This window comes from Pantoea sp. Ap-967 (assembly GCF_011752565.1).
In the GTDB taxonomy this organism is placed as follows: Bacteria; Pseudomonadota; Gammaproteobacteria; order Pseudomonadales; family Pseudomonadaceae; genus Aquipseudomonas.
Window position 1 is genome coordinate 39,525 of the sequence record NZ_VWXK01000022.1, and the last position, 15,812, is coordinate 55,336.

The window sequence follows — 15,812 nt, forward strand, 5'->3', positions numbered from 1 at the left end:
TCATTGGGCCTCTTGCGCAGGCGGTTGGCTGACCGCCGGCGTTACACCGGGCTTGATCCACCAGGTATCGATGCCGACGTCGTACTTGGGTGACACCTTCGGGTGGCCGATGTGGTTCCAGTAGGCCACGCGCCAGGTCTTGATGTGCCAGTTGGGGATCACGTAGTACCCCCACAGCAGCACGCGGTCCAGCGCCCGGCAGTGGTCGATCAGGCTCTGGCGTGAGTCGGCGTTGATCAGCTCTTCCACCAACTGGTCGATGGCCGGGTCGCGCAGGCCGATGAAGTTGCGGCTGCCGGGGTTGTCGGCGGCGGCGCTGCTCCAGTATTCACGCTGCTCGTTGCCGGGCGAGTTGGACTGGGCGAAGCCGCCGACGATCATGTCGTAGTCGCGCGAGCGCAGGCGGGTGATGTACTGGGAAACGTCGACGCGGCGAATGTTCAGGTCAATGCCAAGGTCGGCGAGGTTGCGCTTGAACGGCAGCAGAATGCGCTCGAACTCGGTTTGCGCCAGCAGGAATTCGATCACCACCGGCTTGCCCTGGGCATCGACCATCTTGTCGTCGACGATCTTCCAGCCCGCTTCCTGCAGCAGCTTGTAGGCCTTGCGCTGTTGCTCGCGGATCATCCCGCTGGCGTCGCTGACCGGGTTGTGGAAGGCCTCGGTGAAGGCCTGCTCGGGGATCTTGCCGCGCAGCGGTTCGAGGATTTTCAGCTCGCTGGCGCTGGGCAGGCCGTGGGCGGCCATTTCAGAGTTTTCGAAATAGCTGCCGGTACGGGTGTAGGCGCCGTTGAACAGCTGCTTGTTGGTCCATTCGTAGTCCAGCAGCTGGCTCAGGGCCTCGCGCACGCGCACGTCCTGGAACAGGGGGCGGCGGATGTTGAAGACGAAGCCCTGCATGCCGGTGGGGTTGCCGTTGGGCAACTCTTCCTTGATCAGGCGGCCCTCGCGCACCGCCGGCACGTTGTAGGCGGTGGCCCAGTTCTTCGCGCTGACTTCCAGGGCATAGTCGAAAGCGCCGGCCTTCAAGGCTTCCAGGGCGACGGCGGTGTCGCGGTAGGAGTCGAAGGTCATGGCATCGAAGTTGTAGAAGCCGCGGTTGATCGGCAGGTCCTTGGCCCAGTAGTCCTTGACCCGCTCGTAGCGGATGGTGCGCCCGGCCTTGACCTCGGCCACCTTGTACGGGCCGCTGCCCAACGGGATTTCCAGGTTGCCGCGGTTGAACTCGCGGTTTTCATACCAGTGCTTGGGCAGCACCGGCAGTTGGCCAAGAATCAGCGGCAGTTCGCGGTTGTTCTTGTGCTTGAACCTGAACAGCACCCGCAGCGGGTCTTCAGCGACCGCTTCGGCGACATCGCCGTAGTATTGGCGGTACAGCGGCGCGCCGTCCTTGATCAGGGCGTTGAAGGTGAACACCACGTCTTCGGCGCGTATCGGGTGGCCATCATGAAAGCGCGCTTCGGGGCGCAGGTAGAAACGCACCCAGCTGTTGTCGGGGGCTTTTTCGATCTTGCCGGCGACCAGGCCGTACTCGGTGAACGGCTCGTCCTGGCTTTGGCGCATCAGGGTGTCGTAGATGATGCTGACGTTGTCGGCCGAGACGCCCTTGTTGATGAACGGGTTGAGGCTGTCGAAGCCGCCGAAGCTGGACTGGCGAAAGGTGCCGCCCTTGGGCGCGTCGGGGTTCACGTAGTCGAAGTGCTTGAAGTCGGCCGGGTATTTCGGTGGCTCGTCATAGAGCGTCAGCGCGTGTTGCGGCGCGGCCAGCGCGGGCAGGCTCAGGCAGGCGAACAGCAGGCTGCAGGCCAGGCGATGCGTTGGCTTCATTGGGCTTTCTCCGAAGGCTTTATCCACCAGCTGTTCAGCCCCAGGGTGTAGGGCGGCGTGGTGACGAAGGCGAACCGGTTGCGGTAGGCCAGGCGATGGTTGTCGAGGTACCAGTTGGGGATCATGTAGTACTGCCATGAAAGCACGCGGTCCAGGGCGCGGGCGGCGGCGACCTGGTCGTCGCGGGTGCGCGCGGCGAGCAAGGTGTCGAGCAGGTGGTCGACCACCGGGTCCTTGACCCCAGCATAGTTCTTGCTGCCTTTGATGGCGGCCTGGCTTGAGTGGAAGTACAGCCATTGCTCAAGGCCCGGGCTCAGCGTCTGGTTCAGGGTCATCAGGATCATGTCGAAGTCGAATTGGTCCAGGCGTTGTTTGTACTGGGCGCGGTCCACGGTGCGCAAGCGCGCATCGATGCCGATGCTGGCCAGATTTTCGACATAAGGTTGCAGGATGCGTTCGAGGCTGGGGTTCACCAGCAGCAGCTCCAGGCGCAGTTGCTGGCCCTTGGCGTCGACCAGGCGCTGGCCGTCGAGCTTCCAGCCGGCCTGGTTGAGCAGGCCCAGGGCCTGGCGCAGGGTTTGCCGGCCGATACCGCGCCCGTCGGTGTGGCTGACCTGGTAGGGCTGGGTGAACAGCTGGTCGGGCAGCTGGTCGCGAAACGGTGCCAGCAGCAGCCATTCCTTGCCGGTGGGCAGGCCGGAGGCGGCGAACTCGCTGTTGGGGTAATAGCTGGTCGCGCGGCGGTAGGCGCTGCTGAACAGCGCCCGGTTGGTCCACTCGAAGTCGAGCATCAGGCCCAGCGCCTGGCGTACCCGGGGGTCGCTGAAGGTGGCCCGCCGGCTGTTCATGAACAGGCCCTGGGTTTGCGTGGGGATCTGGTGCGGGATCTGCGCCTTGATCACCTGGCCACGGCGCACGGCCGGGAAGTTGTAGCCGTTGGCCCAGTTCTTCGCCTGGTGCTCGATGTAGATGTCGAACTCGCCAGCCTTGAAGGCTTCGAAGGCCACGGTGGCATCGCGGTAGAACTCGTATTCGACGCGGTTGAAGTTGTACTTGCCACGGTTTACCGGCAAGTCCTTGCCCCAGTAGTTCTTCACCCGCTCGAACACCAGGCGCCGGCCCGGCTCTACCTGGGTGATGCGGTACGGCCCGCTGCCCAGGGGCGGCTCGAAGGTGGTGGCCTCGAAGTCGCGCTTCTGCCAGTAATGCTTGGGCAGTACCGGCATCTCGCCCAGGCGCAGGATCAGCAGCGGGTTGCCGGCGCGTTTGAACACGAAGCGGATGCGCAGCGGGCCGAGCACATTGACGCGCTGCACTTCCTGCAGGTTGGTGCGGTAGATCGGGTGGCCCTGCTTGAGCAAGGTGCGGTAGGTGAACGCAACGTCCGCGGCGGTGATCGGCGTGCCGTCATGCCAGCGCGCTTCCGGGCGCAGGTTGAACACCACCCAGCTGCGGTCCTCGCTGTATTCCACGCTGCGGGCAATCAGGCCGTAGCTGGAGGTGGGCTCATCACCGGAGGGGTCGTACTGGCCGGTGCCGACCATCAGCGTTTCGTTCAGCTCGCTGACGCCGTATTGCAGGAAGTTCGGCGTGGTGACGGGGCTGGTGCCCTTGAAGGTGTAGGGGTTGAGCGTGTCGAAGGTGCCGAACGCCATCGCCCGCAAGGTGCCGCCCTTGGGCGCTTGCGGGTTGACCCAGTCGAAGTGGGTGAAGGTGGCTGGGTACTTGAGCGTGCCGAACTGCGCGTATCCGTGGCTTTCGCTCACCATCGCGACGGCGGGGAAGCTCAAGGCCAGGCTGAGGGTCAGCAGGAGGGGACGTATCAAGTCGGCATCCGATCCAGGGGCGTTGGGCTTGGGTCGGGGTACAGTAACAGCTTGGTGGGGTTGGAAAAAGAGGCGCTTTGGGGGAAGTCGAGTGAGGTTTTTTCAGGCCCATTCGCGGGACAAGCCCGCTCCTACAGGTAGCTTCAACCTCTGTAGGAGCGGGCTTGTCCCGCGAATGGGCTGCAAGGCAGCCCCAGGGCGCCTATCAATGCGACAGGTAAACGGTCAGGGTCTGGCCTGGCTTGAGTGCATGGCCGCTGCGCGGGTTCCAGCGCTTGAGGTGTTGCATCTCGACGTTGAAACGTTTGGCTACAAGATAAAGCGAATCACCCTTGCGTACCTTGTACTGGGTGGAGCGCTTGCCCGCCGCCGCCACGCGGTTGCCGGCGGCGCTCGGTGCACTGCCGCCGCGCAGGGCCAGTACCTGGCCGGCCTTGACACGGTTGCCCGGCAGCTTGTTCCAGCGTTGGATGTCCTTCACCGACACCCGGTTGGCCTGGGCAATGCTGCTCAGGTTGTCGCCACGCTTGACCCGGTAGCTGCGCGCTGCCGGCGCCTTGCCTTCGGCCACGGCAGCGGCGAACACGGCCTTGTTCGGCTGCAGGCTCACCAATTGCTCGGGTTTGAGGTTGGACAAGCTGTTGCTCAGCAGTTGCGCCTTGGCGGTGGGCACCAGCAGTTGCTTGGGCCCATCCACGGTCATGCGCTTCTTGAACGCCGGGTTCAGTTGCAGCAGTTCGTCTTCGTCGATGTTGGCGAAGGCCGCCACGCGCGACAGGTCGAGGCGGTCGTTGATGGCCACCGCCTCGAAATAGGGTTCGTTGGCAATTGGGGTCAGGTTCACGCCGTAGGCATCTGGCGTGGACACCACCTGCGACAGGGCCAGCAGCTTGGGCACGTAGTCGCGGGTTTCCTGGGGCAGCGGCAGGTTCCAGTAATCGGTCGGCAGGCCGAGCTTTTCATTGCGCTCCATGGCGCGGCTGACGGTGCCTTCACCGGCGTTGTAGGCAGCCAGGGCCAGCAGCCAGTCGCCGTTGAACATGTCGTGCAGGCGGGTCAGGTAGTCCAGCGCGGCGTTGGTCGAGGCGGTGATGTCGCGACGGCCATCGTAGAAGTTGGTTTGCCGCAGGTTGAAGTGGCGGCCGGTGGCGGGCATGAACTGCCACATCCCCGCCGCGCTTGCCCGCGAATAGGCCATTGGGTTGTAGGCACTTTCGATGGCGGGCAGCAGCGCCAGCTCCAGCGGCATGTCCCGTTCTTCAAGGCGCTCGACAATATAGTGCAGGTAGAGGCTGCCGCGTTCGCCGGCATTTTCCAGGAATGACGGGTTGCTGGCGAACCACAGGCGCTGCTGCTCGATGCGCGGGTTGACGTCGATGCTGTCTTGCAGGGCAAAGCCCCTGCGCATGCGCTCCCACACGTCCTGCGGCGGTTCGGCCGGCTTCACCGCCAGCGGCGAAGGCTTGTGCTTGATCCGCGCCTGGTAGGTATGCGCGCGAACGCTGTCGGCTTCGTCGACCTGACGGGTGCTCTGGCAGCCCACCAGGGTGGCGGCCAGCGCCAGCGCACTGATTTGGGCCAGGCGCGTCAGGGCGACTGAATGAGCGGTTCTGCGGCTACGGGAAGACATCGGCGGGCAGGGGGGTCCGGGCAAAAAATTTCGGCGATTCTAGGAACCGCACCCGCCTGGGTCAACCGTTGTCAGCCCTCTGCGATATATCTTGAGGTTATCAGAAGGTGTCTTTCCAAGACCTCAAAGCAGCAAAAACAGCGACCTGCGAGTCGTTTGGCTGGCCCTTCCATTCGTCTGCTTTTTGTTTAACTAATGTTTCAGAAGTACGCAGGAAGGGGTTGGTCTGGCGCTCCAGGCCAATCGTTGATGGCAAGGTGATGCGATTGTCGGCGCGCAGCCGGGTAACGTCCTCGAAACGCTGCAGGACGTGCGGGTTAGAGGGCTCCACCGCCTTGGCGAAGCGCAGGTTGCTCAAGGTGTATTCGTGGGCGCAGTACACCTCGGTGTGCGCGGGCAGCGCGGCCAGGCGGGCGAGGGCCGGCTGCATCTGCTCGGGCGTGCCTTCGAACATGCGCCCGCAGCCGGCGGCGAACAGGGTATCGCCGCTGAACAGCACGGGTGTTGCGGGTTGATCGCTGTAGAAGGCAATGTGCCCCAGGGTGTGCCCAGGCACCGCCAGCACCTGGAAGTCGACGCCCAGCACGTTGACCCGGTCGCCGTCGTCCAGGGCTTGGTCGCGGCCTGGGATGCGCTCGTGGGCCGGGCCCAGCACCCGTGCGCCGCTCAGGTGCTTGAGGCGTTCCACGCCGCCGACATGGTCGTTGTGGTGGTGGGTCACCAGGATGGTTTCCAGCGCCCAGCCCGGGTGGGCCGCCAGCCAGGCTTCCACCGGGCCGGCATCGCCCGGGTCGACCACCGCGCAGCGGCGTTTGGCAGTATCCTGTAACAACCAGATGTAGTTGTCGGAGAAAGCGGGGAGAGCGTCGATCTGTATCATGGTGCGGATCCGTATCGCCTAGCGTGGCACATGAAGGCATCTTAGCCGCGATGGCGCGGTGAATGAACCTTCGAGGGAGAGCGCAATGACCGACCAAGCCTTTGCCCAGGCCGACCCGGATTGGGTCGAGCTGATCAGCCTGGCCCGTGAGTGGTTCAACGGCCCACTCGGCCAGCTGATGCTCAAGGAGGAGGAAAAACTGCTGGAAGAAGAGCTCGGGCGCTTCTTCGGCGGCTACCTCGTGCACTACGGCCCGTGCGCCGAGGCCCCGCCCAGCGCGCCCCAGGTGCAGCGCAACGTTCGCCTTGGCGCGCCGCTGCCGGGGGTGGAAATCGTGTGTGAGGAGCAGGCCTGGCCGCTGGGCGAGCACGCCGCCGACGTGGTGGTGCTGCAGCATGGCCTGGACTTCAGCCTGTCACCCCACGGCTTGCTGCGTGAGGCGGCCAGCGCGGTGCGCCCCGGCGGGCACCTGCTGATCGTCGGCATCAACCCCTGGAGCGGCTGGGGCCTGCGCCATTTCTTCAGCCACGGGGCCCTGCGCAAGGCGCGCTGCATCTCGCCCTCGCGGGTGGGCGACTGGCTCAACCTGCTGGGCTTCGCGCTGGAGAAACGCCGCTTCGGGTGCTATCGTCCGCCGCTCACTTCACCGGCCTGGCAGCAACGCCTGGCAGGCTGGGAGCGGGTGGCGGGGGGCTGGCAAGGTGCTGGCGGCGGGGTCTACCTGCTGGTGGCGCGCAAGATGGTGGTCGGCCTGCGGCCGCTGCGCCAGGTGCGCCGCGAACCGATGGGCAAGCTGCTGCCCCTGCCGTTGGCCAAGGTCAACCGTACTGCCGTCAACCCGGATACCGAAAAGCACTGAACATGAGTGGTACATGAGCGAAAGCGTCGAGATGTATACCGATGGCGCCTGCAAGGGCAACCCCGGCCCAGGCGGCTGGGGTGTCCTGCTGGTCTTCAAGGGTGTCGAGAAGGAACTGTGGGGCGGCGAGCGCGAAACCACCAACAACCGCATGGAACTGATGGCCGCGATCCAGGGGCTGATGGCGCTCAAGCGTGAGTGCGAGGTGGTGCTGACCACCGACTCGCAGTACGTGATGAAGGGCATCAACGAATGGATGGCCAACTGGAAGAAGCGCGGCTGGAAGACCGCCGCCAAGGAACCGGTGAAAAATGCCGACCTGTGGCAGCTGCTCGATGAGCAGGTCAACCGCCACAAGGTCACCTGGAAGTGGGTGCGCGGGCATATCGGCCACCCGGGCAACGAGCGTGCCGACCAGTTGGCCAACCGTGGAGTCGAGGAAGTGCGCGCCAAGCGCTGATGCGCTTGGGGTATACTCACCGCCTTTGTAACTGATGCAAGTTGGAGCGCCCCGCGTGGAGCAGCAGCAAGATAAACGCCTGGTCATTCTCGATACCGAAACCACCGGTATGCCGGTCAGCGAAGGCCACCGGATCATCGAGATCGGCTGTGTCGAGGTCATGGGCCGACGCCTGACCGGGCGGCATTTCCACGTCTACCTGCAACCCGACCGCGAAAGTGACGAGGGGGCGATCAACGTCCACGGCATCACCGATGCGTTCCTGGTCGGCAAGCCGCGCTTTGCCGATGTGGCCGAGGAGTTCTTCGACTTCATCCAGGGCGCCACCCTGGTCATCCACAACGCAGCGTTCGACGTTGGCTTCATCAACAACGAGTTCGCCTTGCTGGGGCAGGCCGACCGGGCCGATATCGCCAACCACTGCACCATCCTCGATACCCTGTTGCTGGCCCGTACCCGCCACCCGGGGCAGCGCAACAGCCTCGATGCGTTGTGCAAACGCTACGACATCGACAACTCCGGCCGTGAACTGCACGGCGCACTGCTCGACTCCGAGTTGCTGGCTGACGTCTACCTGGCAATGACCGGTGGCCAGACCAGCCTGTCGCTGGCAGGGCATGGGGCCGACGGTGAGGGGGATGGCCAGGGCGGGACAGGCAGCGAGATCCGCCGGATTGTCGGGCGGGCGCCGGGGCGGGTGATCATGGCCTCGGCCGAGGAACTGGAGGCCCATGCCGAGCGGTTGGCGGCAGTGGCCAAGTCGGCGGGGGGGCCTTCGATGTGGCAGGCCTTGACCGAGACGCCTGCGGGTTGACGTGTTCGCCTGCGTGGGCCTATCGCGAGCTGCGCTCGCTCCTACCAGGTGCACGCCGCCCCCGTAGGAGCGAGCGCAGCTCGCGATAGGGCCCGCACAGGCAACACAACGCTCTACTACCCTCAATAGGACAACCAGTCCTGCGGGGGTAGTAGCCGGATGTACAAGGACCTCAAGTTCCCGATTCTCATCGTGCACCGCGCCATCAAGGCCGACAGCGTCGCTGGCGAGCGCGTGCGGGGCATTGCCGATGAACTGAGCCAGGACGGCTTTGCCGTTATCAAGGCCGCCGACCACGCCGAGGCGCGCTTGGTCGCCACCACCCACCATGGCCTGGCCTGCATGCTGATCGCCGCCGAAGGCGCCGGCGACAACACCCACCTGCTGCAGAACATGGCCGAGCTGATCCGCCTGGCCCGCCTGCGTGCACCCAACCTGCCGATTTTCGCCCTGGGCGAGCAGGTCACCCTGGAAAACGCCCCTGCCGAGGCCATGAGCGAGCTGAACCAGCTGCGCGGCATCCTCTACCTGTTCGAAGACACCGTGCCGTTTCTCGCCCGGCAAGTGGCCCGCGCCGCGCACAACTACCTCGACGGCCTGCTGCCACCGTTTTTCAAGGCCCTGGTGCAGCACACCGCGCAGTCCAACTATTCCTGGCACACCCCCGGCCACGGCGGTGGCGTGGCCTACCGCAAGAGCCCGGTGGGGCAGGCGTTTCACCAATTCTTCGGGGAAAACACCCTGCGCTCGGACCTGTCGGTGTCGGTGCCGGAGCTGGGTTCGCTGCTCGACCATACTGGCCCTCTGGCAGAAGCCGAGGCTCGCGCTGCGCGCAACTTCGGCGCCGACCACACCTTCTTCGTCATCAATGGCACTTCCACCGCGAACAAGATCGTCTGGCACGCGATGGTCGGGCGCGACGACCTGGTGCTGGTCGACCGCAACTGCCACAAGTCGGTGGTCCACGCGATCATCATGACCGGGGCCATCCCTTTGTACCTGTGCCCGGAACGCAACGAGCTGGGCATCATCGGCCCCATCCCGCTCAGCGAGTTCAGCCCCGCGTCGATCCAGGCGAAGATCCACGCCAACCCGCTGGCCAGGGGCCGCGAGCCGCGGATCAAACTGGCGGTGGTGACCAACTCGACCTACGACGGCCTGTGCTACCACGCCGGGCTGATCAAGCAGGCCCTGGGCGCCAGTGTCGAGGTGCTGCACTTCGACGAGGCCTGGTTCGCCTACGCCGCATTCCATGATTTCTTCGAAGGGCGCTTTGCCATGGGCACCGCCTGCAGCGGCGACAGCCCGCTGGTGTTCAGCACCCATTCCACCCACAAGCTGCTGGCGGCGTTCAGCCAGGCGTCAATGATTCACGTGCAGGACGGGGCCCAGCGCCAGCTGGACCGCGACCGCTTCAACGAAGCCTTCATGATGCACATCTCCACCTCGCCGCAGTACAGCATCCTTGCCTCGCTGGACGTGGCGTCGACCATGATGGAAGGCCCGGCGGGGCGTTCGCTGCTGCAGGAAATGTTCGACGAGGCCCTGAGCTTTCGCCGCGCCCTGGCCAACCTGCGCGAGCACATTGCTGCCGACGACTGGTGGTTCAGCATCTGGCAGCCGCCGGCCACCGAAGGTATCCACCGCCTGGCAGCCCAGGATTGGCAACTGCAACCGGGGGCGCCCTGGCATGGCTTTGGCGAGGTGGCCGAAGGCTATGTGCTGCTCGACCCGCTCAAGGTCACCCTGGTGATGCCGGGGCTCAGTGCCGACGGGGTGCTGGGCGAGCGTGGCATTCCCGCGGCGGTGGTCAGCAAGTTCCTGTGGGAGCGTGGGCTGGTGGTGGAGAAGACGGGCCTGTACAGCTTCCTGGTGCTGTTCTCGATGGGCATCACCAAGGGCAAATGGAGCACGCTGCTGACCGAGCTGCTGGAGTTCAAGCGCCACTACGACGCCAATACCGCACTGGCGAGCTGCCTGCCCAGCGTTGTCGCGGTGGACGCTGCGCGTTACCAGGGGTTGGGCCTGCGTGACCTGTGCGGCCAGTTGCATGAATGCTACCGCAGCAATGCCACGGCCAAGCAGCTCAAGCGCCTGTTCAGCCGCTTGCCGGAGGTGGCCCAGAGCCCTGCGCAGGCCTATGACCAGATGGTGCGGGGAGAGGTGGAGGCGGTGCCGATCGAGGCCCTGTCAGGCCGGGTTGCGGCCGTGATGCTGGTGCCATACCCACCCGGCATCCCGTTGATTATGCCGGGCGAGCGGTTCACCGAAGCGACCCGCTCGATCCTCGACTACCTGGCGTTCGCCCGGGCGTTCAACCGTGGTTTCCCAGGCTTCGTCGCCGATGTGCACGGCCTGCAGAACGAGCGGGGCCAGTACACGGTGGACTGCATCAAGGAATGCGAATGATCTCGACGCCCGACTGCGCCAGCTCGAAGCGGTCTTCACCCAGGTGGTTGACGCGGTCGCCGATGGCCAGGCGATAGGTGGTGATCGGGGCGCCCTGGATACTGCCGTCGGCCTGGAGGGTGGACTCCTGGAATTCGTGGACGGGGTAGATACGGCCTTCGGCGTCACGGGCGTGGAATTGGCCGACCATTACTGCTGCCATTTGGGTGAAAACCTCTGAATTACGTAGGAAATGTCTGCAGGGATAGACCGTGAAAGATACCTGGAAGTTTTCGCCTTGCGGAAAAAAAACCAAGGTGCCGAGGAACGGTCATCTATAACTACTGACGTCCCTTTCCCCAGCAAAGGTTGGAAATCGCCATGAGCCAGGTGTATTCGGTAGCGGTCGTCGTCGGCAGCTTGCGCAAGGATTCCTACAACCGCAAGGTGGCCCGCGCACTTTCGGAGCTGGCGCCGTCCAGCCTTGCCCTGAAAATCGTCGAGATCGGCGACCTGCCGCTGTACAACGAAGATGTCGAGGCCGAAGGTGTGCCCGAGGCGTGGAAGCGCTTTCGCGACGAGATCCGCCGCAGCGATGCGGTGCTGTTCCTGACCCCGGAGTACAACCGCTCGGTGCCCGGCGGCCTGAAGAATGCCATCGACGTGGGCTCGCGGCCCTATGGGCAAAGTGCCTGGAGCGGCAAGCCAGCCGCGGTGGCCAGCGTGTCGCCGGGGGCCATTGGCGGCTTTGGTGCCAATCATGCGCTGCGCCAGTCGCTGGTGTTTCTCGACATGCCGTGCATGCAGATGCCCGAAGCATATATCGGTGGGGCGGCCACGCTGTTCGACGAGGCTGGCAAGCTCAATGACAAGACCCGGCCGTTCCTGCAAGGGTTTATCGACAAGTTTGCGTCCTGGGTGAAGTTGAACCGGGCAGTTTGATCCTTCTGCGTTTCTTGAGCTGACGCATTCGCGGGCAAGCCCGCTCCCACAGGGGCAAACGCAATACCCTGTGGGAGCGGGCTTGCCCGCGAATGATCCACCATCGATCTGTCAGAACGCCTGCGGCATCTCACCCTTGGCCAAGCGGCGGTTGATGTCGGCAATCACTTCCGGCAACTCGTTGATGGTGTCGATCAGGTAGTGCGGCCGCGACCCGGCAAACAGCTGGTGAATGCGCTTGCGCTCGCTTTCCAGCTTTTCCGCGCTCAAGGCGCGGTAGCCTTCCCAGGTCAGCCCCAGGGCGTTGCCCGAGCACACCAGTGCCACGGTCCACATCCCGGCACGGCGGCCTTCGAGGATGCCCGGCACGGTGTCGTCGACCTTCACGCACGCCGCCACGTCATCGATCCCCAAGGCAATCACGTTGGCCAGGGCCTGGGCCGGCCACGGGCGGCCATTGGGGGTTTCGTCGGTGGCCACCACGTGGTCGGCGACGTAGCCGTTGTTCGCCGCCAGCTCCACCACCTTGTCCATCACCACCTTTGGGTAGCCCGAGCACGAGCCGATCTTCAGGCCGTCCTGACGCAGGCCGGTCAGGGTGTCCAGGGCGCCGGGAATCAGCGCCGAGTGCACGGCGATCTTCTCGATCTGCAGGGGCATGAAGCGGTTGTAGATGGCGGTGACGTCATCGTCGGTCGGCGTGCGGCCAAACACCTTGCGGTAGCGCTCGGCAATTTCCGGCACGTCGCACAGGGTGCGAATGTGGTCCCACTTGCCCATGCCCATCGGGCCACGGGCCTCTTCGATGGACACTTGCACGTCGAATTCGGCGAACGCCTCGACGAAGATCTGGGTGGGGGCGAAGGAGCCGAAGTCGACCACGGTGCCGGCCCAGTCAAGGATGGCGGCTTGCAGCTGGGTAGGGTTGCTGTAGTTCATGTGCGCGTTTTCCTGAATTCGGGTGGGCAAAGGGGTTAGATGTCCAGCACTTCCATTTCCCGCAGCACCTGGGCCACGGCATTCACGGCGGCTTGCATGCCATCGGCACCTACTACGCCGATGCAGCCGACGCGGAAGGTTTCCACCTGGGTCAGCTTGCCGGGGTAGAGGATGAAACCCTTGGCCTTGACCCGCTCGTAGAAGTCCTTGAACTGGTAGCGCGGGTTGTTCGGGGCGTGGAAGGTGACGATGATCGGCGCCTGGATCTCGGCGGGCAGGAAGCTGCGCAGGCCAATGGCGGCCATGCCGTCGAGCAGGGTCTTGCAGTTGTCGGCATAGCGCTGGTGGCGAGCCGGCAGGCCACCTTCCTCGTTGTACTGTTGCAGCGCTTCGTGCAGGGCGGCGACCACGTGGGTAGGCGGGGTGAAGCGCCACTGGCCGGTCTTGGCCATGTAGGCATGCTGGTCGTGCAGGTCCATGGCCAGGGAGTGGGCATTGCCTTCGGCGGCGGCCAGGGCGGTTTTCTCGGCAAATACGAAGCCCATGCCGGGCACGCCTTCCAGGCACTTGCCAGAGGCTGCGATCAGCGCCTCGAAGGGAATCTCGCGGGCATCGATGGGCAGTGCGCCGAACGAACTCATGGCATCGATGATCAGGCGCTTGCCGTGGCGTTTGATGACCTGGGCAATGTCCGGCAGCGGGTTGAGGATGCCGGTGCTGGTTTCGCAGTGGATCAGCGCCACGTGGGTGATGGCCGGGTCGGCGGCCAGCAGGCGGTCGACATCGGCGGCGGTGGTGGGCTGGTCTTCGGCGGTTTCGAAGGTGCTGTAGGTGCGGCCGAGCACCTTGCAGATCTTCGCCAGGCGCTGGCCGTAGGCGCCGTTGATCAGTACCAGCACCTTGCCGTCGCGCGGCACCAGGGTGCCGATGGCCGCTTCCACGGCGAAGGTGCCGCTGCCTTGCAGGGGCACGCAGTGGTGGCTGGCGCTGCCGTCGATGATCGCCAGCAGTTGCTCGCAGACGCTGGCGGTCAGCTGGTTGAAGTCGCGGTCCCAGGAGCCCCAGTCCACCAGCATGGCTTGGCGGGTGCGGATTGATGTGGTCAGTGGACCTGGGGTCAGCAGAATCGGGGCGTTGCTCATTCCGTTATTCCTCACAAGCGGTGGGCTGAAACTACGGGGCCTAGGTTGCAATTGCGGCTGCTATCAATCAAATTGTTTGTTGTTATCCGAGCTATAAGTCAGGCCGATACGAATGAACCTGTTCCAACTACGCGCCTTCGATGCCGTCGCCCGTGAGGGCAGCTTTACCCGCGCCGCCGCACGCCTGTTCATCAGCCAGCCGGCGGTGACCGGGCACGTCAAGGCACTGGAAGAGCACTACCAGATCACCCTGTTGCGGCGCACCGCCCGGCGGGTGGAATTGACCGAGGAAGGCACACGCCTGGCGGCGATCACCCGCGCCATGTTTGGCCTGGCCGAGGAGGCCCAGGCCATGCTCGAAGCCAACCGCCAGCTGCTGACCGGGCGCCTGGAGGTGGCCGCCGACGGCCCGCACCGGGTCATGCCGATGCTGGCGCTGCTGCGCGAGCGCTACCCGGGCATCACCGTCAACCTGCGCCTGGGCAATGCCCAGGAAACCCTGGCCGCGCTGCTCAGCGAGCACGCCGACGTGGCCGTGCTGACCGAAATCGAGCCGCGCAAGGGCCTGCACCTGCAGGCCCTGTGCGAGTCGCGGCTGTGCGCCTTGCTGCCAGCCGGGCATGCCTGGGCCAGCGGCGAGCACGACCTGCCGCTGGCCGAGCTGCACCAGCAGATCATGGTGCTGCGCGAGCCCAGCTCCACCACCCGGCGCACCTTCGACAAGGCCTGCGCCAAGGCCGCGGTGCAGCCGCGCGTGCTGCTTGAGCTGGACAGCCGTGAAGCGGTTACCGAGGCGGTGGCTTCGCAGTTGGGCATCGGCGTGGTGTCGTCCACCGAGGTGGCCAACGACCCACGGGTGGTGGCGCGGCCGTTGGTGGGCGAAGGCCTGGTCAACCAGCACCTGATCGGTTGCCTGGAGCGCCGCCGCGAGTTGCGCCTGATTCAGGCGTTCCTGGGTTTGGCGGCCGGCCTGTGATGGCCGTGGCGCCCAGGGCGGTCTAAGATGCCCGGCATTGAGCCGACAGGACCGTCGATGAGCGAGAAAGACACCATTTCCATGCAGCTGGTGCGCGAAGCGCTGTTGCAAACCTGCCCCGCCGGCGAGCCCGACCGTGGCTTGCTGGCACGGGCCGGGATAGCCGTCGAGCAATTGCACTTGCCTGCGGCAAGGGTCAGCGCCGACGCCTACGCCCGGCTCTGGCGCCTGCTGGCGCGGCGCTGCAACGATGAGTTCTTCGCCATGGACCCACGCGGCCTGCGCAGCGGCAGCCTGGCCTTCATGTGCCGGGCGAGCATGGCCCAGCCGACCCTGGGCGCGGGGCTGGAAACCGCGCTGGGTTTCCTGTCGCTGATGCTCGAAGACCTGCAGCCTGGCCTGGTGCGCCAGCAGAGCCTGGCCGAGGTGGTAATCAACGAACCCCGCGATGCGCCGCGCCGGGCCTTTACCTATTTCACCTTCTGGATGATCGTGCACGGCGTCGCCTGCTGGCTGGCGGGCCGGCGCATTCCGATTCTGGCCATCGAACTGCGCTGCGCCGAGCCGCCCTTTTGCGACGACTACCGGGTGATGTTTTCCGAGAACCTGCAGTTCGAGCGCCCGCGCACCCGCATGATCATTGCCGCCGACTGCCTGGACGTGCCGCTGCGGCGCACGGAAGAAGAACTGCAGCGCTTTCTGGCCGAAGCGCCGGGCAACATCCTGGTCAAGTACCGCGACCCGGCCAGCCTGGGCCGGCGTATTCGCCACGACCTGTCACAGCAACCGCCCAGCCTGTGGCCCGATGCCGAGCTTCTGGCACAGCGCCTGTGCCTGTCGGCATCGACCTTGCGCAGGCGCCTGGCCGAGGAAGGGCAGACCTACCAGGGGCTCAAGGACAGCGTGCGCCGGGAGTTGGCGATCGCCTGGCTGGCCACCCCGGAGCTGGCCATGGGGGAGGTGGCCGAACGCCTGGGGTTTGCCGACAGCAGCTCGTTCTACAAGGCGTTTCGCAAGTGGTTCGGCTGCAACCCCGGGCACTACCGTGCGTTGATCCTGGCGCGGCAATGCAGTCACTGATTCCCTCTGCTTCGCGGCCTGCCGATGGCCCAGCGTTGCGGGTTTCCTC

The 15,812-nt window shown here is 65.1% G+C and carries 14 protein-coding genes; 7 read left to right on the top strand and 7 right to left on the bottom strand.

The window, feature by feature from the left end; all coding sequences use genetic code 11:
• The 4 genes from F3J45_RS20965 to gloB form a co-directional block, all read right to left on the bottom strand.
• Window positions 1-1,827 (bottom strand): extracellular solute-binding protein, encoded by a 1,827-nt coding sequence (locus F3J45_RS20965; protein ID WP_167067248.1) that lies wholly within the window; start codon window positions 1,825-1,827, stop codon window positions 1-3.
• The gene (locus F3J45_RS20970) at window positions 1,824-3,653 is read right to left on the bottom strand and encodes an extracellular solute-binding protein (RefSeq protein WP_205300622.1); all 1,830 of its coding nucleotides are present in this window, start codon (window positions 3,651-3,653) and stop codon (window positions 1,824-1,826) included. Before F3J45_RS20970 ends, F3J45_RS20965 begins: the two co-directional genes overlap by 4 nt.
• Window positions 3,654-3,858: 205 nt before the next feature.
• On the bottom strand, window positions 3,859-5,283 hold the full coding sequence (locus tag F3J45_RS20975) for a lytic transglycosylase domain-containing protein (RefSeq protein ID WP_167067252.1): 1,425 nt from the start codon (window positions 5,281-5,283) through the stop codon (window positions 3,859-3,861).
• A 100-nt stretch (window positions 5,284-5,383) separates the two neighbouring features.
• Entirely contained in the window at window positions 5,384-6,163 is a 780-nt protein-coding gene (gene gloB / locus F3J45_RS20980; RefSeq protein WP_167067255.1) for a hydroxyacylglutathione hydrolase, read from the bottom strand.
• Window positions 6,164-6,248: 85 nt separating this feature from the next.
• Between gloB and F3J45_RS20985 the strand changes: the two genes are divergently transcribed.
• From F3J45_RS20985 to F3J45_RS21000, 4 genes are all read left to right on the top strand, one after another.
• Window positions 6,249-7,022 carry a class I SAM-dependent methyltransferase gene (locus F3J45_RS20985; RefSeq protein WP_167067258.1) on the top strand — a complete coding sequence of 258 codons (774 nt, stop codon included), beginning with the start codon at window positions 6,249-6,251 and terminating at the stop codon, window positions 7,020-7,022.
• Between the two features lie 13 nt (window positions 7,023-7,035).
• Window positions 7,036-7,482 carry a ribonuclease HI gene (gene rnhA, locus F3J45_RS20990; RefSeq protein ID WP_167067261.1) on the top strand — a complete coding sequence of 149 codons (447 nt, stop codon included), beginning with the start codon at window positions 7,036-7,038 and terminating at the stop codon, window positions 7,480-7,482.
• Between the two features lie 55 nt (window positions 7,483-7,537).
• Window positions 7,538-8,296, top strand: coding sequence for a DNA polymerase III subunit epsilon (gene dnaQ, locus F3J45_RS20995; RefSeq protein ID WP_167067263.1), 759 nt, complete (start codon window positions 7,538-7,540; stop codon window positions 8,294-8,296).
• 159 nt (window positions 8,297-8,455) lie between these two features.
• Window positions 8,456-10,705, top strand: coding sequence for an Orn/Lys/Arg decarboxylase N-terminal domain-containing protein (locus F3J45_RS21000; protein ID WP_167067267.1), 2,250 nt, complete (start codon window positions 8,456-8,458; stop codon window positions 10,703-10,705).
• On the opposite strand, the gene F3J45_RS21005 is transcribed toward F3J45_RS21000, so the two are convergent.
• Window positions 10,689-10,907: a hypothetical protein gene (locus F3J45_RS21005; protein WP_167067270.1), complete on the bottom strand. Its 219-nt coding sequence runs from the start codon at window positions 10,905-10,907 to the stop codon at window positions 10,689-10,691. The two genes, F3J45_RS21000 and F3J45_RS21005, sit on opposite strands and share 17 nt — an antisense overlap.
• Before the next feature lie 158 nt (window positions 10,908-11,065).
• Here F3J45_RS21005 and F3J45_RS21010 point away from each other — a divergent pair, with 158 nt between their 5' ends.
• A complete protein-coding gene (locus F3J45_RS21010; RefSeq protein ID WP_167067273.1) occupies window positions 11,066-11,626 on the top strand; it encodes an NADPH-dependent FMN reductase in 561 nt (186 codons plus the stop codon).
• A gap of 111 nt (window positions 11,627-11,737) precedes the next feature.
• On the opposite strand, the gene phnX is transcribed toward F3J45_RS21010, so the two are convergent.
• Complete coding sequence (gene phnX / locus F3J45_RS21015; RefSeq protein ID WP_167067276.1) at window positions 11,738-12,565, bottom strand: phosphonoacetaldehyde hydrolase; 828 nt, start codon at window positions 12,563-12,565, stop codon at window positions 11,738-11,740.
• A 35-nt stretch (window positions 12,566-12,600) separates the two neighbouring features.
• Window positions 12,601-13,707 (bottom strand): 2-aminoethylphosphonate--pyruvate transaminase, encoded by a 1,107-nt coding sequence (locus tag F3J45_RS21020; protein WP_167067279.1) that lies wholly within the window; start codon window positions 13,705-13,707, stop codon window positions 12,601-12,603.
• A gap of 112 nt (window positions 13,708-13,819) precedes the next feature.
• On the opposite strand from F3J45_RS21020, the gene F3J45_RS21025 reads away from it, so the two are divergent.
• Both F3J45_RS21025 and F3J45_RS21030 read left to right on the top strand, forming a co-directional pair.
• Window positions 13,820-14,683: a LysR substrate-binding domain-containing protein gene (locus F3J45_RS21025; RefSeq protein WP_167067282.1), complete on the top strand. Its 864-nt coding sequence runs from the start codon at window positions 13,820-13,822 to the stop codon at window positions 14,681-14,683.
• Between the two features lie 57 nt (window positions 14,684-14,740).
• Window positions 14,741-15,763 carry an AraC family transcriptional regulator gene (locus F3J45_RS21030; RefSeq protein WP_167067285.1) on the top strand — a complete coding sequence of 341 codons (1,023 nt, stop codon included), beginning with the start codon at window positions 14,741-14,743 and terminating at the stop codon, window positions 15,761-15,763.
• Window positions 15,764-15,812 lie beyond the last annotated feature (49 nt).

What these genes read in the sequence shown, in the direction of transcription:
- F3J45_RS20965 (WP_167067248.1), bottom strand. Translation starts at nt 1,827, where the DNA reads ATGAAGCCAACGCATCGCCTGGCCTGCAGCCTGCTGTTCGCCTGCCTG.
- F3J45_RS20975 (WP_167067252.1), bottom strand. Translation starts at nt 5,283, where the DNA reads ATGTCTTCCCGTAGCCGCAGAACCGCTCATTCAGTCGCCCTGACGCGC.
- gloB (WP_167067255.1), bottom strand. Translation starts at nt 6,163, where the DNA reads ATGATACAGATCGACGCTCTCCCCGCTTTCTCCGACAACTACATCTGG.
- F3J45_RS20985 (WP_167067258.1), top strand. Translation starts at nt 6,249, where the DNA reads ATGACCGACCAAGCCTTTGCCCAGGCCGACCCGGATTGGGTCGAGCTG.
- rnhA (WP_167067261.1), top strand. Translation starts at nt 7,036, where the DNA reads ATGAGCGAAAGCGTCGAGATGTATACCGATGGCGCCTGCAAGGGCAAC.
- F3J45_RS21000 (WP_167067267.1), top strand. Translation starts at nt 8,456, where the DNA reads ATGTACAAGGACCTCAAGTTCCCGATTCTCATCGTGCACCGCGCCATC.
- F3J45_RS21005 (WP_167067270.1), bottom strand. Translation starts at nt 10,907, where the DNA reads ATGGCAGCAGTAATGGTCGGCCAATTCCACGCCCGTGACGCCGAAGGC.
- F3J45_RS21010 (WP_167067273.1), top strand. Translation starts at nt 11,066, where the DNA reads ATGAGCCAGGTGTATTCGGTAGCGGTCGTCGTCGGCAGCTTGCGCAAG.
- phnX (WP_167067276.1), bottom strand. Translation starts at nt 12,565, where the DNA reads ATGAACTACAGCAACCCTACCCAGCTGCAAGCCGCCATCCTTGACTGG.
- F3J45_RS21020 (WP_167067279.1), bottom strand. Translation starts at nt 13,707, where the DNA reads ATGAGCAACGCCCCGATTCTGCTGACCCCAGGTCCACTGACCACATCA.
- F3J45_RS21025 (WP_167067282.1), top strand. Translation starts at nt 13,820, where the DNA reads ATGAACCTGTTCCAACTACGCGCCTTCGATGCCGTCGCCCGTGAGGGC.
- F3J45_RS21030 (WP_167067285.1), top strand. Translation starts at nt 14,741, where the DNA reads ATGAGCGAGAAAGACACCATTTCCATGCAGCTGGTGCGCGAAGCGCTG.